Source organism: Clostridium sp. (assembly GCF_050717635.1).
Taxonomy (GTDB): domain Bacteria; phylum Bacillota; class Clostridia; order Clostridiales; family Clostridiaceae; genus Clostridium_AD.
On the sequence record NZ_JBOITO010000013.1, the window covers coordinates 185171 to 200556 of the forward strand.

Sequence of the window (15386 nt, forward strand, 5' to 3'; positions counted from 1 at the left end):
TTTTTATGGGAATTAGTGTTATGGATTTATTAGGAGCACTGTAGATTTTAACCTAGTCATAGCTTCAATACTATATCTTATACCTTGAGTACCCATGCCAGAGGATTTTGTTCCGGAAAATGGAAAATGGTCAGGGCCTCTTTCGGGTTTATTATTGATCTGGACGGTACCTACCTCTAGTTTACTCGCAATATTAAAGGCGTCATCTATATTTTTAGTGTAAACAGAAGACTGAAGGCCATATTCAGATTTGTTAGCTATGTCTATAGCCTCGTCAATATTATTAACTCTAATTACTGGGAGTACAGGGCCAAAGGGTTCTTCCCAAGCCAGGCGCATATCTGTAGTAACATTATCAAATAAGGTAGGGTAAATCAAATTTTTTTCTCGCTTGTTTCCACATAGTAAAGTAGCACCTCTCTTTATAGCATCATCAATGAGCTCTTGAATGTAGTCCGCAGCTCTATTATCTATGAGTGGAGTTATCTCGCAATTATTTTCTGGGTTTCCTACTTTTAGAAGTTTAATATTTTTGATTAAAGCTAAGATTAGGGCATCTGCTATATCATTCATAACTAAAACTCTTTTAACAGCAGTGCATCGTTGTCCTGAATAGCTAAAAGCCCCGGTAACAATGTCACTAGCAGCACATTCAATATCTGCATCGCTTAAGATTATAGCAGCATCTTTGCCACCAAGCTCCATAATTATAGGCACCATACCAGCAACCTTAGCTATATGTTTTCCTACCTTGGTACTTCCTGTAAAATTTATAAAATTAATATCACTGTGGGTTACCAAATAATCACCGATTTCAGAACTTTTGCAGGTTATTGTGTTTAGTACTCCATTCGGAACACCTGCTTCATGAAATAGTGCTACTAGATGAAGCGAGCTAATGGCTCCTTGAGTTGAAGGCTTTAGAATAACACTGTTTCCGCCAATTAGGGCTGGGGCAATCTTTGAGGCAGAAAGATTAATAGGATAATTAAAAGGCGATATTGCAAGGACTACACCTACTGGTACTTTAGTTACAAAGGATATTTTATTTTTTTTGAAACCTGGGAAATTATCTGCACCTATAGTTTCACCTTCTAAATGTTTACCAGCATCTGCAGTAAATCTAATAAAATTTGCAGTTCTTTTTATCTCAGCAATACAGGAGTTTTTATCTTTAGCTATTTCCACTTGCATAATGGAGGATAAATGATCAATGTTTTCATCTAGTAGCGTAGCACATTTATGCAAAACTTTAGCACGAGAGCTAATAGGCATATCTGCCCAAGCGTTTTGAGAAACTTTTGAATTTAAAATCACAGTATTAACTTGTTCTTTACTCATAGCTGGGATTTTACCTATTAAACTGTTGTCCACAGGAGAGAATATGTCTATAGTATTAATAGATGTAATCCATTCACCATTCATCAAATTTTTGTAATTTTTATCTTGGCACATACCTTCAAACAAAAAATCACCTCGCTTTAAAATTGTATATTTATATTTACTTTAGTATAGTATTAACCAAAGATAAGTATATTATTGATTCAAATGTAGAAATGATACTTAATCGTGTCTTTTGGTTATAATATTTTGAATTATAGATATTTTAGCTTGTAATGATTTATTTTCTGCTTGTAAAGTTAATATGGTTTTTTCAGCTATTTTATTTTTATTATGTTGAATATTTAAAATTTGCTGTAATTCTCTGTTTATATTCATTTTTTCTTTGATAATTGGTTTGTAAATTTTGCTTAAAGTAAAATTTTTATTGATTAAAAAGTATATTTTATTATAAAATGAAATCAGATATAATTTAGTTTTTTTATTTATGTATTTTATGTTGCTACTAATTCTATTTATAAGTTCATTCATACATAATCACCTCAATTACATTTTACATATATAATACTAGGAAAGGCAAGGTAATAATAATGGATAGAGATAGTAATAATTATTATTTAACTGCGGTGGAAAATAAAATTAATAAGTTGAACTACAAGAAAGAGCAATATGAACTAAAATTAACCAAAGAAAAAGAGATTTTGAAAAAAAATAATTCTGATATAGAAAAGTTAAAATTTGAAAAAGATATTTTGCGAGATGGATACAATAGTCTACTAGAATTACTTCAGAGTGATGGAATGATTTTCGAGATGAATTTTAGCCAATATAAACCTCACCAGTGGGAAAATTTATTCTTAGTTAAAACAATAAGAGGATATGAAATTCAAACTAAAGCAGGCAGTAATTTAATGATGTTAGATAAAAATATTTCAAAAATATTAAAAGATATAAGTAAAAGAGATTCCTATAGTCTAATTGTTATAAGAACCACAGATAAAACTGCTTTGGTTCAGTTAAGATTTAAATAAGAAATTGTTACAATGAAAAAGAAGCTAAATTTGAAATTTAGCTTCTTTTAACAATGTGAAATATTTACTTAGAAATTATTTAACTTCAGTTGTATCTCTGTCTCCATATCTGCTTTTTCCTAAGAAGGATAAAGAGTATAGTCCACAAATACCAACTAAAGCAAATATTATTCTAGTAAATGCAGTACCTGTTCCAAATAAGCTTGATACTAGGTCAAATTGGAAAAATCCGATTAGTCCCCAATTCACAGCTCCTATAATAACTAATACGAGTGCAGTAATGTCTAATGCTCTCAATGTATACATCTCCTTTTTATAAAGTTTTCAGTATTATTGTTTGCAATTTTTAAAAAATTATTACTGCTTTTTAAAAAAAAATTATTTAATTTCTCCATGTATCTCATAATGTGTTATTTCCTTTATAATATTAGTGTCATCAACAAATATTACGGTAGGTTTAAACGCTCTGGCTTCTTCTTCGCTTATTTGGCAGTAAGTCATAATTATTATTTTATCCCCAGGTTGTACACATCTTGCAGCGGCTCCATTTATACACATAACACCACTACCTGCATTCCCACAAATGGCATAGGTTTCAAACCTTTCTCCATTGTCGATGTCTACTATTTGAACCTTTTCATATTCTATAATATTTGCGCTATCCATTAGAGATTTATCAATTGTTATACTTCCCACATAATTTAATTTAGATTCTGTTATAATTGCTCTGTGTATTTTAGACTTTAGCATAGTTAAAATCATATTAGTCCTCCCATGTAAAGTTATCTATAAGTCTTGTTTTACCAAAAAACACTGCTATAGCAACAAGTGTAGATTTATTAATATGTTCGATAGAATTTAGTGAAAAAGCGTCTACAACTTCTATATAATCAATTTTAGCTAAAACTTCACTTTCAATTTGTTTTTTAATAATTTCTTTTAAAAGGTGGGCAGATTTTTGGCCAGAGTGTAAGAACTCTTTACCTTTAGTTAAACTTTTGTTTAAAATAAGTGCAGCGCTTCTTTCTTTTGATGATAGATAAGCATTGCGTGAACTTTTTGCAAGGCCATCTTCCTCACGTACAATAGGGCAACCGATTATTTTTATATCAATATTAAGGTCTCTTACCATTCTTTTTATTACAGCTAACTGCTGGGCATCTTTTTCGCCGAAATAAGCACTATCTGCAGGAATTATATTAATGAGTTTTGAAACTACCGTACATACTCCATCAAAATGAACGGGTCTTTTAGCACCACATAATCCACTTGTAAGTTCTCGTACGCTGATATTTGTTACAGCATCTTCCCAGTACATTTCTGAAACTTCAGGTGCAAAAATTAAACTGGCTCCTGCATTTTCACAAACAACACTATCTCTTTCTAAATCTCTTGGGTAAGAGGCTAAATCTTCACCAGGACCAAATTGTATAGGATTTATAAATATGCTAACTACAACTTTTTCATTTTCACTACTAGCACGTTTTATGAGACTTTCATGACCTGCGTGTAAAAATCCCATGGTAGGGACTAAGGCTATGCTGTAGCCTTCTTTTTTCCATGCTTTTACCTGATTTCGAGCTTCTTCAATAGTTTTTACAGTATACATTTTTTACAGACAAAATAAAATATTATTAAATATATCTTATTTTATCAGGTTCACTTCCCTTCAAGTTAATATAATTTATTTAAAATTTCATCATCCATTTTAAAACAGTGTTCTTCGCCTGGAAAAGTACCCTGCGCAACTTCTTTAATATATGATTTAAATCCGTCTCTCATAAGTTCTCCAACGTTTGCGAAGTTTTTTACAAACTTAGGTTTAAATTCTGAGAACATATTTAGTATATCTTGATATACTAAAATTTGGCCGTCACAGCCACCACCAGCACCTATTCCAATAGTTGGGATAGATATTTCCTTTGATATTATGTCTGCCAGCTTTGATGGTATACATTCGAGTACAATAGCAAACGCGCCTGCTGCTTCTATATTTTTAGCATCTTCAATAATTTTTTTTGCAGAAGTAATATCTTTACCTTGAACTTTAAAGCCAGAAAACATATTAACGGATTGAGGAGTTAAGCCAATATGACCCATTACAGGGATTTGAGCTTTGACTATTGCACTAATTTGCGGGCAAACTATAGCTCCACCCTCAAGCTTAATTGCTCCTGCTCCAGCTTCTTGTATAAATCTTCCCGCATTTTTAACGGCATCATAAATAGAAGCTTGATAAGACATAAAAGGCATATCAGAAACTAGAAGGGCGTTTTTGGTGCCTCTAGCAACTGCTTTAGTATGATGTAACATATCATCCATAGTGACGCTTAAGGTGTCCTTGTACCCTAAGCAAACCATGCCTAAGGAGTCTCCTACTAAAATTCCATTAACACCACATTCATCAATGAGCTTTGCCATGGAATAATCATAAGCCGTAAGCATTGTCAATTTTTCACCGGATTTTTTTGCGGATATAAAAGTTGAAATAGAGTTTTTCAATTTGTTATCCCCCCTTGCATTTCTAAATATTCTTTAAGCTTGTTATAGTCATTATTTTTATGCTTTTGTTCTGATAGTGATAGTAATTTTAGTGATAAATTTTTGTATAACGTTACATCTTCTTTTGGAATAGCACTCATATGTTGTTTTATTGTGCCTAAATCATTTCTTTCAACAGGACCAGTTAGTGCATTTATAAAGCCAGTGGTTTTTATATTATCAATATTATTTTGGATCAAAGGCAATAATGCTTCTAAAGCATCATTTTCACTAAGCCCACACTTACACAAGTAACTGCATCCAGTATTAATTAAAGATAATACAAGATTAGATACTGTGACATTAGCTAAGTGGTAAAGTGCCTTATTATTACTATTAATAATAAAAGTTTTATTTCCTAGTGAATGAAAAAAATCTTCAATTTCATTCATATGAGCTTCTGGTCCTTCTATAGAAAAATATGCATTTTGTAAAGTTTTATAGGAGTTATATTTATCGTAAAAAGCGAAAATAGGGTGAATTGAGTATGCGAGTGCATCTGAATTGTTTATATTTAAAAAAATGCTAGAGGTTAAAGAGCCACTAGTATGACATATTATTTTATTAGTTAAGTTAAACGTTTTTAATTTCTGCCAAACTTTAATGATTGAATCATCAGGAGTTGTAATGAAAATTATTGTACTGTCCCGTACCAAACCATTAATGTTTTTGTAAGCTTTTGAATTAGTAAACTGAGATGCTTCTATAGCGTCTTTATATAAATTACTATAGTATCCCGATAAACTTATTCCTTTCACGGAAAAATATTTTCCAAGGGAAAATCCTACCTTTCCACTTCCGATAAAGCCTATAACCATAATATCGCCTCCAATTTTATACAGTCTAAAAGATACCTCAAATATCTGAGGGTGGGAGACTCCTGTATAGCTGTCTCATTCATAAAGATATGAGCAGAAATTTAACTAAAAATAATAGTTTAAACAATTAGGTGCAGTTCTTATTAGATACTACCCAAAGATATTTTAGCATATTTTTTTTTCTAATACAAATATAAAAATATAAATTATCGCATAAACTATTGATATAAAGTAAGAAATGTTTGATAATGTATAGAGTAGGTTCATTTACCATAGTAAAATAAATGGAACTTATAGGAAAGAGGGGATTAAGTGGATATATTTATTGCAATACTTAAAATTATAGCGGGTTCAATTATTATGCTTGTAATCTATAATGTTTTAAAAGCTTATGTGTTACCTAAGATTAAAGTCAATAAGTGGATAGTTCTTGCAGTAGCTATAGTAGTATTTATCGTGCCTATGCTCATGTTGCCTAACATGCATGTAGTTGTAAGGACTTATGTAATACCAGGAATAGTTGTTATCTTGCTTTTATGGTTTATGGATTTATCAGGCTTTATAAAAAAGCCGAATGTTTCTAAAACAAATTATACAACTACGAGTAATAAAAAAGACAAAAAGAAAGACATAGTAATGAGGCCTAAGGCTAAACCGAATAGAGTTAAGAACAATGTTGTAATTAGTCCAAAGGATGAACCGAAGGGTGTTAAGAACAATAAGAAAAGAAAATAATTTTTAAAGGAGTATAAATTTTAATATAAAATTTATACTCCTTTTTTAGTGCCTTTTTGAAAGCTCATAAAGGCAGGGCCTAGAGTAGAGGCTTTCAAAGCTTTTATAATATGACTGGATGGTGTCATATTATAAGTGTATACTAAAGTAGGGTGATAAGATGCAAATTAACCGATTATTCGAAATTGTATATATCCTGCTTGATAAAAAAATAGTAACGTCTAAGGAGCTTGCAGAGCGATTTGAAGTATCAACAAGGACAGTTTATCGTGACATTGAAACGCTATCCTCTGCGGGAATCCCTGTATATATGAGCAAAGGTAAAGGAGGAGGGATTTCTCTTTTATCTGATTTTGTGCTTAACAAAGCTGTTTTAACTGAGAAAGAGAAAGCGAATATTATATCTTCTTTAAAGGCTGTAAGTTCAGTTAATCTTAGTGAATCAGATACTGCACTTGAAAAACTAAGCAGTTTATTTGGTGAAACTAATACAGACTGGATTGAGGTAGATTTTACATCTTGGTATAATGAAGAAGAAGAAAAAGAGCTGTTTTGTAACTTGAAATCTGCAATACTGAGTAAAAACACCATTTTATTTTCGTATTCTAGCGGCAAGGGTGAAAATATAAAACGTCAAGTTTATCCTCTAAAACTGTGTTTTAAAGGGCAAAGCTGGTATTTGTACGGATACTGCAAAATAAGGTGCGATAATAGATTTTTTAAGTTAAGACGAATAAAATCGTTATCGGTTCTCGATGAAACTTTTCATAAACGACCACCCGCACAAGTGTTTAGCAAAAAAAATATATTCAAAGAAGATTTTATTACACTAACGCTGAAACTTTCAAAAGAGATGACTTATCGTATATATGATGAATTTAGCACATTTGAACAGCTTTACGATGGTAGTTTTATTGTAGAAATTATTTTTCCAAAGGGAGATTGGATTTTTAACTATATCACTTCTTTTGGCGAGAATTGTGAAGTGTTATCTCCTGAAGAAGTTAGACTTGATGTGAAAGCAAAGCTTCAAAATATTCTCAAAAACTATTTATAATATGACATACAGTTGTCAGAGTGAGTGTCGTATAATAGCCTTATCAAACAAATGGAGGTTATTAAAAATGAATTATGAAATGGTGTATTTAGAGCAAAAAACAGTTGTCGGTGTTAGTGCAATTACTAGTAACAGTGATCCTAAAATGAGTGAAATTATTGGTGGACTTTGGAAAAAGCTATATCATGGTGGAGTGAATGCTGCAATCAAAAATAAAATTAATGAGTACGCTATTGGACTTTATTCTGATTACTCAAATGGAAAGTATTATGTGACAGCAGGCAATGAGGTTTCCAAACCAGAGAATGATGAACTGGTTGTAAAAATTATTCCAGCAGGAAAATATGCAAAGTTTTCAGTACACGGAAACATGGAGAAAGTAGTTGCGACGGCTTGGGGCGAAATCTGGAAAATGGACTTGAACAGAAGTTTTACTGGAGATTTCGAGGAATATCTTAACAGCGATTGGGAGAATGCAGACATTGATATTTACATTGCATTAAAATAAAATCCGATTTAGGGGTGTGAAAGGAGTGTGATAACATGGAGATTATAACATTAACAAAGGATAATCTGGAAAAGGAACATATTTGCTGTGCTATTTCAAATAACGAGCATAGTCAAGTAGCTTCTAAGAAACAGTGGATTTCAGAGCGTTTTGATGACGGTCTTGTCTTCAAAAAATGCGATGTGCGGGGGAAATGCTTTATTGAGTATATTCCAGCCGAAAAAGCGTGGGTACCTATCGATGCTGATGGTTATATGTTTATAAATTGCTTTTGGGTATCAGGACAACTCAAAGGTATGGGTAATTCTAATCTGCTTTTGGAGGAATGCATAAAAGATAGCAAAGAAAAAGGGAAATTAGGACTTGTTGTTCTTTCCTCAAAAAAGAAAATACCTTTTCTATCCGATCCTAAATATTTGAAATACAAAGGATTTCTTCTTGCTGATACATCGCAACCATTTTATGAACTTTTATATTTACCTTTTAAAGAAAATATATCGGTGCCGCAGTTTAAACCTCATGTGAAATTACCACAAATTATAGAGCAAGGATTTGTGGTGTATTACTCAAATCAATGTCCTTTTACAGTTAAGTATGTTCCACTTATTGAAAATGTGGCAAAGCAAAAAGGAATTCCGTTTAAGTGTATTCTCTTTGAAACAACGGAGCAAGCACAAAATGCTCCTGCTCCGTTTACCGCATATAGTCTGTTTTACAATGGCGAATTTTTGACAAGCGAAATACTGTCAGAGAAAAAGTTTGAAAAGGTATTAACTGAAAAGGGTTTGTAAGAAATTCAACGGGCCCCAATAGGCATAGGTATGAGGTTGAATATAATCTTTATTATATTATAAAAATGAAATTAATATTATCTTATTATTTTAGCTAGCTAAGTTATTAAAATTTAATTTTGAAATATCTTCGTACATTTGTATGAACCAGTCATTTAAATTATCGTTTTCTAAATAAGAATTAGTGTTTACGAAAAACTTGCTAGTAGTATCTAGAACTATTTGATAAATCAAGATTTTCCCTTGTAAATATGCCTTGTCATTATTAGTTAATTCCCTGATTGTACTTTTTATAATTTAAATATACTATAGATATTAAAACTAATATTAATATAGCCACATTACCAATAAAAAATTTAAGCCTAGAAGTTGCTATCACTAATATCCCCCTTCTCGTATTAAATAATACAAGATAATTATATCATTATGTTGTACTGGAAACCTCCTCGAAATAACAATAATAAGCCAATATATAAAACTTCCTCCTTTCATAGATTAGATAAAGTTCTTTTAAAAAAGTTTCACTTTTTTTTTACTTTTTTAATTTTTTATCTAATCTATATAAGGGGTAACGCCAACATTGTCAATGTTGGCGTTACCCCCATAGGCAAAAGTGGGTACTGCTCTTTAATGTCTACTACCTCATCAGATCAATTGAAATGAAAAAGGGCGGCAGATTCTAATTTTGATAGGACATGATGTTCTCTGCTGGTTATATATCCCATAGTACGGCTTGCTTTACCTCTAGTTGGTACACTTCTAACATTTAAAAAAGGAACATATTCAGAGCTGCTTTTTTCCCATAATCTATTTTTAATATAGTCTTTAACAAATTTGATTCTAAGTTTATTTGAATTATATCTACCCATAATTATTTCTCCCATACGGTTTTAAATATTTTAATAATAGATTGTTAAAAATAAAACCCTCTGGAGTTTTATCCAGAGGGTAAAATACACAATTACTAAAATTTTTTAATTACAGTAACTTCATACTTATTATGCCGGTTTAAATGAATAAATATGTAGTTTTCAAAACAATAGGTAGTTGTTCTAGAACAGTACTTAGTTGTTGCAGAACACAACTGAGTTGTATGTTTACTTAACAAACGAATATTAAGGTAGGGCTTAGCTACACCCCGTAGTAGTTCCGCAGTCCAAACAAACCTTGCAAGTACCACTTTTAACAAGTCGAGTACTTGAACAATGAGAGCAGGTTTCAGAGTATAATCTTTCACCTTTAGGTTTTTCTGTGGTATCAGAACAAGATGTAATATCCTCTTCCGCTATGCTAGCTGAAATTTCATTCTCATCACCCATTAGTGGATTTTTAGGTATATTATTTCCGTATCCTTCAGGCTTAACTTGACATCTACTATAGTCACCTAGTTCTATGTCGATAATCTTGCTAATTAAATCAGAAATAGAAGAAACTGATTTAATATAAGGATGTTTTTGTACAAAGCCATAAGGTTCGAACTTTTGTCCTCTAAGCATTTTAGATATATCTTCTGCGGGTACATGATATTGAAGCATTACTGAGATTGATTTTGAAAGAGAATTAAGTAGCCCAGTAATAATTGTTCCTTCCCTATCTGTTGTTATATATATTTCAGAGATTTGTCCATCTGAACGCCTATTCACTGTAGTATAGACTTTTACGTCATCAATTTGAGCAGGATGAGTCGTGCCATAACGTATTCCAATTGGTTTTTCTCTTGTAGAATGATTAGTTATTTCATGTAGTGACTTTGCTTTATCTAAAAGATCTTTGTAAGATAAATCTTCAAGTAATAGTTCTTTATCCTCAGATAAAGAAGTGTTTAGTGGTTGACTTGCCTTTGAGCCATCTCTATATAATGCGATACCTTTAACACCTAGCTTCCAAGACCGTAATATAACTTCTTTGAAGTCTTCAATAGTAGCAGTTTTAGGTAAATTTACAGTTTTTGATATAGAACCAGATATCATTGGAGTTATTGCTGCCATCATTAGAACATGTCCCATATAAGTAATATATCTTTTTCCGCTACCGCATTTGTTTGCTGTATCGAATATAGATAAATGTTCAGGTTTTAAATGTGGAGCGCCCTCGATTTTACCATCAATAATTTTTTCGTATTCAAAGCCATTTTCATTAACTTTTTCTTTTCTTAAAATATAGTGAAGAATATCATTTGTTTCATCCTCTGAGTACCCTAGGCCAATTAAAGAATTCTTAATTACAGGGTTTACGATGGTCATATATCCACCACCAGATAATTTCTTGTAGATAAAATGGCTGAAATACGGTTCTATAGAGGTTGCACCACAATCCATGGCAAAAGAAATAGTGCCAGTAGGAGCTATAACTGTAACTTGAGCATTTCTAAAACCATATTTTTCTCCACTACTCAATGCTTTTGACCAACAATTTTTAAGGGTTTCACTTATATAGCCTAGTGAGTTATTATTTAAAATATCGTGATTGACTTTTATAGGTTCATAATTTAAATTTTCATATTTACTACTTAGTGCTCCGGCTGCTCTAGCATGGTTTCTTATTACTATCTGCATATGGTCTTTGTTAATTTCATATTTTTCAAAAGGAGCTAGTTCTTTTGCCATAAGTGACGATACATAATAAGACTGCGCAGTCATTATTCCAGTTAGCGCGGAAGCTATATTTCTAGCATCTTCTGAGTCGTAAGGGTGACCCATTACCATAAATAAAGAAGATAAGTTTGCAATTCCAAGGCCTGTAGTTCTAAATAAATAAGTTTTTCTTGCTATATCTTCAGTTGGAAACTGGCCCCAATGTATTGAGGATTCAAGAACTAATTGAATAAGTCCTATTAAATGTACATATCCTTCTATATCAAATTTTTTAGTTTCAGCATCGTAAAATTTATGAATATTAATAGATGCTAAGTTACATGAAGTATCATCTAAAAATGCATATTCTCCACAAGGGTTAGTTGAATTAATTCTATTATGTTTAGCATTAGCTATTCCATCTTCTCCAGATGGACAAGTGTGCCAAGCGTTAAAGGTGTCATCAAACTGAGGAGCAGGGTCAGCACATAGCCAAGCAGATTTGTTAAGGGTATCCCATAGAGTCTTAACCTCTATATCTTTATTAACGGAAGAGTCTGTTCTACCTTTAAGAGTAATAGTTTGTTTAGGATCTTTTGAAAGGTTATCCACCTTAGTCATAAACTCATTTGATAATCTTATAGAGTTGTTTCCGTTTTGTCCAGATACAGTTTCATAAGCTTCTCCCTCAAAATTACCATCATAACCCATTTTAGTCAGAGCACGTACCTTATCTTCTTCTTTAGCTTTCCAGGTCATAAATTCCATTATTTCAGGGTGGTTAATATCAAGACATAGCATTTTAGCTGCACGTCTTGTAGTTCCGCCAGATTTTATTGCACCAGCATTTCTATCAAGGCCTTTTAAAAAGCTCATAAGGCCTGAAGATATACCGCCACTTGATAAACATTCACCTTTACCTCTTATGGAAGAGAAATTAGTTCCTGTTCCAGAGCCACCTTTAAATAATTTGGTTTCCGTTACATACTGCTCAGAAATGGAGTGTTTGCCAAGTAGTTTATCTTGAATTGAGAGAATAAAGCAAGCTGAAGCTTGAGTCCTTGTATAAGCATCTTTGCTTTTAACTATTTTTTTCTCTTTTTCATCATAATAAAAATTATTTAATGAACCGCCTTCTATACCATAGGATAGGTTAAGGCCTGTATTAAACCATTGAGGAGAATTTGGAGCAAACATTTGATTTAAGAATGCATATGTTAATTCATCATAAAGGATGATTTTTTCTTCTTCAGATTTAATAATAGTCTCAGAAATCAAGGCTTCACACCAAAAATTAACAAGCCTGTGAGAAACCATTTTCATACTATTTTCATAACCTTCTTTAGTTGGAACACCAGATTTTCTGAAATATTTTGAAGCAATAATATCACAAGAATTTTGTGAGTAATGTTCTGGAAATTCCAAATCCTTCATATCTACAAGTATTTTATTAGTCTTATGGTCTTTTAAGATAACATCTACCTTTTTCCAATTAAACAAATCAAAAACAGTTTTAGTCTTATCCACTTCCAATTCTTTTGTGTAAAATCTTTTAATTAAATCTTTTATTTCCGTCATAATAAATACTAGTTTAAAAAAACTAGTATATTCACCTCCTGTTTATTTACCTATGGTCTAAAAAGTTATAAATTATGTAAAATATACTTTCTATATGTTGATACTACTAAATTAAAATATTCAGCAGTTATTTAAATTGTGCCTATGTGCTAATGTAGTATAACACACACAATATGTAGTAAGCATAAATAAATTTGCAACTATATATGGTATTATATAATTAAAAACAAATAATATCAATATTAAATATGGATTAAATAAATTAATAATATATCGTATTATTGTTGAATTTATATAGTATTTGTGCATAATAAAAAAATAGTTATATGTTATATTGTATAATAGATAGATGATACTTATAATTTTAAAAGAGGAGACGGAAACTTATGATACATCAATTTCAGGGGCAGATACCTCATGTATACACAAATTCATTTATTGCTAGCAGTGCAGACGTTATAGGGAATGTATTTATAGGTGAGCATAGTAATATTTGGTTCGGAGCAGTAATTAGGGGGGACGAAGATTCTTTGCATATAGGGAATTATACAAATATTCAAGACAATTCCACGATTCATAATGACGATGGGTTTCCAGTTGTTATTGGTGATTATGTTACTATTGGGCATAATTCTATAATACATGGTTGTAAAATTTCAAATAATACTTTAATTGGTATGGGTAGCACTATACTAAATGGAGCGGAAATAGGGGAATATACTATAATAGGAGCTGGAAGCTTAGTTACTATGGGAAAGAAAATACCATCAGGTGTTCTTTGTATGGGAGTACCGGCAAAGGTTATTCGTAGGCTAACTATAGAAGAAAAAGAAAGCATAAAAAAATCTGCGGAGCATTATGTAGAGCTTTCAATAAAATATATTGTTTTATAAATTATTTTGTGATTTAAACTATTAATTTTAAAAATAGCTTTTAATTTCATCCGTTTTTAACTACAATAGAAGGGGAGACTTAGTGTTTTTTTAGGAGTGAGAAAAATGATTAAATTAAATGGAATAGAAAAGATGACAAATGAGCAGAAATATAAGTATATGCTTATTGCTTTAGAGGGTCAGCTTAGCTCAGAAAAAAATGACTTAGCAAACATATCAAATGCTACGGCAATTATCAAAGCAATTATGGATAAGTTAAATTGGGTAGGATTTTACATACTTCGCGGTAATTCATTGGTCCTTGGAACCTTTCAGGGTCTTCCAGCTTGTAATAGAATAGAAATAGGTAAAGGGGTCTGCGGAACAGCAGTAGCGCAGAGGAAACTTCAGCGTATAGAAAATGTGAATGAATTTCCAGGACATATTGCCTGTGACTGCGCGTCAAAATCAGAAATTGTTATACCTATAATTAAAGATGGTGTAATTCATGGAGTTTTAGATCTAGATAGCCCTGAGATTGGAAGGTTTACGGAGCTTGAAGAAAAATATTTAACACAATTTGTTTTAAAACTTAATAAATATATAGATTGGTCAAAAGTTTAAAAAAAGGTAGGAGATTGTATATGATAAACATAGGAGATATTAATAGTTTAAAAGTAGTTAGAAGAGCAGAATTTGGATACTATTTAGATGCAGAGACAGGAAACACTAGTGATGATGTATTACTTCCCATGAAAAGCACTTTAGGTAGAGGGCTTAATATTGGCGAGGAAGTTGAAGCATTTATCTACAGAGACACAAGTGATAGATTGATTTCAACCCTAAAAAAACCACTTGCAAAGGTTGGCGATTTAGCTTACCTTAAGGTAGTCGATATTACTGAAATAGGAAGTTTTGTAGAAATAGGTTTAGAAAGAGATGTACTTGTTCCTTTTAAGGAAGAGAATTATAAATTAGAAACAGGTAAAAAATATCTTTTTTACATTTACTTAGATAAGACTGGGAGAATAGCGGCCACTACATTTATTGATAGGTATTTATATGATACAGATTCTTATGATATTGATGATGAAGTAGAAGGTACGGTATATGGGATTCAAACCAATGGTACTGTAATGATGGCTATTGATGATATTTATAGAGCGGTTATTTTAAGAAATGAGAATTATAATAACATAACACCTGGAGAAAGATTAAAAGTAAGAGTTAAAAAATATTATGAAGATGGTAAAATGGACGTGACAACAAGAAAACCAAGACTAGAAGAAAGAGATGAAGTTGAAGATCAAATATTAGAATATTTAAAGACATGTAATGGGTCCATGCCGTACAATGATAAGAGCTCCCCTGATGATATAAAGAAAACATTTAAAACCAGTAAAAATGCCTTTAAAAGAGCATTAGGAGGACTTATGAAAAGTGGTCTAATCCATCAAGATGAAGAAGGTACTAAATTAAATAATTAAATAAGTATAAAATAGTAAAAGTCTGATGAGTTAATTCATCAGACTTTTACTATT

General features: G+C 31.5%; 17 protein-coding genes. 8 read left to right on the forward strand and 9 right to left on the reverse strand.

Annotation, left to right across the window (positions count from 1 at the left end; all coding sequences use genetic code 11):
- Positions 1 to 18: 18 nt before the first annotated feature.
- Positions 19 to 1467, reverse strand: coding sequence for an NADP-dependent glyceraldehyde-3-phosphate dehydrogenase (locus ACREWB_RS06815; RefSeq protein ID WP_431546710.1), 1449 nt, complete (start codon positions 1465 to 1467; stop codon positions 19 to 21).
- A 96-nt stretch (positions 1468 to 1563) separates the two neighbouring features.
- Positions 1564 to 1872, reverse strand: coding sequence for a hypothetical protein (locus ACREWB_RS06820; protein WP_431546711.1), 309 nt, complete (start codon positions 1870 to 1872; stop codon positions 1564 to 1566).
- A gap of 59 nt (positions 1873 to 1931) precedes the next feature.
- Here ACREWB_RS06820 and ACREWB_RS06825 point away from each other — a divergent pair, with 59 nt between their 5' ends.
- Positions 1932 to 2372, forward strand: coding sequence for a hypothetical protein (locus ACREWB_RS06825; protein WP_431546712.1), 441 nt, complete (start codon positions 1932 to 1934; stop codon positions 2370 to 2372).
- A gap of 75 nt (positions 2373 to 2447) precedes the next feature.
- Here ACREWB_RS06825 and ACREWB_RS06830 read toward each other — a convergent pair whose 3' ends face one another.
- The 5 genes from ACREWB_RS06830 to ACREWB_RS06850 all read right to left on the reverse strand — a co-directional run bounded on the left by ACREWB_RS06830 (position 2448) and on the right by ACREWB_RS06850 (position 5731).
- Complete coding sequence (locus ACREWB_RS06830; protein WP_431546713.1) at positions 2448 to 2669, reverse strand: DUF378 domain-containing protein; 222 nt, start codon at positions 2667 to 2669, stop codon at positions 2448 to 2450.
- 81 nt (positions 2670 to 2750) lie between these two features.
- Positions 2751 to 3134, reverse strand: coding sequence for an aspartate 1-decarboxylase (gene panD, locus ACREWB_RS06835; RefSeq protein WP_431546714.1), 384 nt, complete (start codon positions 3132 to 3134; stop codon positions 2751 to 2753).
- Between the two features lies 1 nt (position 3135).
- Positions 3136 to 3981, reverse strand: coding sequence for a pantoate--beta-alanine ligase (gene panC, locus ACREWB_RS06840; protein WP_431546715.1), 846 nt, complete (start codon positions 3979 to 3981; stop codon positions 3136 to 3138).
- A 65-nt stretch (positions 3982 to 4046) separates the two neighbouring features.
- Positions 4047 to 4874: a 3-methyl-2-oxobutanoate hydroxymethyltransferase gene (gene panB / locus ACREWB_RS06845; RefSeq protein WP_431546716.1), complete on the reverse strand. Its 828-nt coding sequence runs from the start codon at positions 4872 to 4874 to the stop codon at positions 4047 to 4049.
- A complete protein-coding gene (locus ACREWB_RS06850; protein ID WP_431546717.1) occupies positions 4871 to 5731 on the reverse strand; it encodes a Rossmann-like and DUF2520 domain-containing protein in 861 nt (286 codons plus the stop codon). The genes panB and ACREWB_RS06850 overlap by 4 nt, the downstream gene beginning before the upstream one ends.
- Positions 5732 to 6043: 312 nt before the next feature.
- Between ACREWB_RS06850 and ACREWB_RS06855 the strand changes: the two genes are divergently transcribed.
- From ACREWB_RS06855 to ACREWB_RS06870, 4 genes are all read left to right on the forward strand, one after another.
- Entirely contained in the window at positions 6044 to 6466 is a 423-nt protein-coding gene (locus tag ACREWB_RS06855) for a hypothetical protein (protein WP_431546718.1), read from the forward strand.
- A gap of 160 nt (positions 6467 to 6626) precedes the next feature.
- Complete coding sequence (locus ACREWB_RS06860) at positions 6627 to 7523, forward strand: helix-turn-helix transcriptional regulator (protein WP_431546719.1); 897 nt, start codon at positions 6627 to 6629, stop codon at positions 7521 to 7523.
- A gap of 67 nt (positions 7524 to 7590) precedes the next feature.
- Entirely contained in the window at positions 7591 to 8031 is a 441-nt protein-coding gene (locus tag ACREWB_RS06865; RefSeq protein ID WP_431546720.1) for a GyrI-like domain-containing protein, read from the forward strand.
- Positions 8032 to 8066: 35 nt separating this feature from the next.
- The gene (locus ACREWB_RS06870) at positions 8067 to 8822 is read left to right on the forward strand and encodes a YoaP domain-containing protein (RefSeq protein ID WP_431546721.1); all 756 of its coding nucleotides are present in this window, start codon (positions 8067 to 8069) and stop codon (positions 8820 to 8822) included.
- A gap of 650 nt (positions 8823 to 9472) precedes the next feature.
- On the opposite strand, the gene ACREWB_RS06875 is transcribed toward ACREWB_RS06870, so the two are convergent.
- Positions 9473 to 9691: a hypothetical protein gene (locus ACREWB_RS06875; protein ID WP_431546722.1), complete on the reverse strand. Its 219-nt coding sequence runs from the start codon at positions 9689 to 9691 to the stop codon at positions 9473 to 9475.
- 258 nt (positions 9692 to 9949) lie between these two features.
- The gene (locus ACREWB_RS06880; protein WP_431546723.1) at positions 9950 to 12973 is read right to left on the reverse strand and encodes a vitamin B12-dependent ribonucleotide reductase; all 3024 of its coding nucleotides are present in this window, start codon (positions 12971 to 12973) and stop codon (positions 9950 to 9952) included.
- Positions 12974 to 13359: 386 nt separating this feature from the next.
- Between ACREWB_RS06880 and ACREWB_RS06885 the strand changes: the two genes are divergently transcribed.
- The 3 genes from ACREWB_RS06885 (at position 13360) to ACREWB_RS06895 (ending at position 15332) form a co-directional block, all read left to right on the forward strand.
- Complete coding sequence (locus ACREWB_RS06885; protein ID WP_431546724.1) at positions 13360 to 13866, forward strand: gamma carbonic anhydrase family protein; 507 nt, start codon at positions 13360 to 13362, stop codon at positions 13864 to 13866.
- A gap of 105 nt (positions 13867 to 13971) precedes the next feature.
- The gene (gene msrC, locus ACREWB_RS06890) at positions 13972 to 14469 is read left to right on the forward strand and encodes a free L-methionine (R)-S-oxide reductase MsrC (RefSeq protein WP_431546725.1); all 498 of its coding nucleotides are present in this window, start codon (positions 13972 to 13974) and stop codon (positions 14467 to 14469) included.
- A gap of 20 nt (positions 14470 to 14489) precedes the next feature.
- The gene (locus ACREWB_RS06895) at positions 14490 to 15332 is read left to right on the forward strand and encodes a CvfB family protein (protein WP_431546726.1); all 843 of its coding nucleotides are present in this window, start codon (positions 14490 to 14492) and stop codon (positions 15330 to 15332) included.
- Positions 15333 to 15386: the final 54 nt, after the last annotated feature.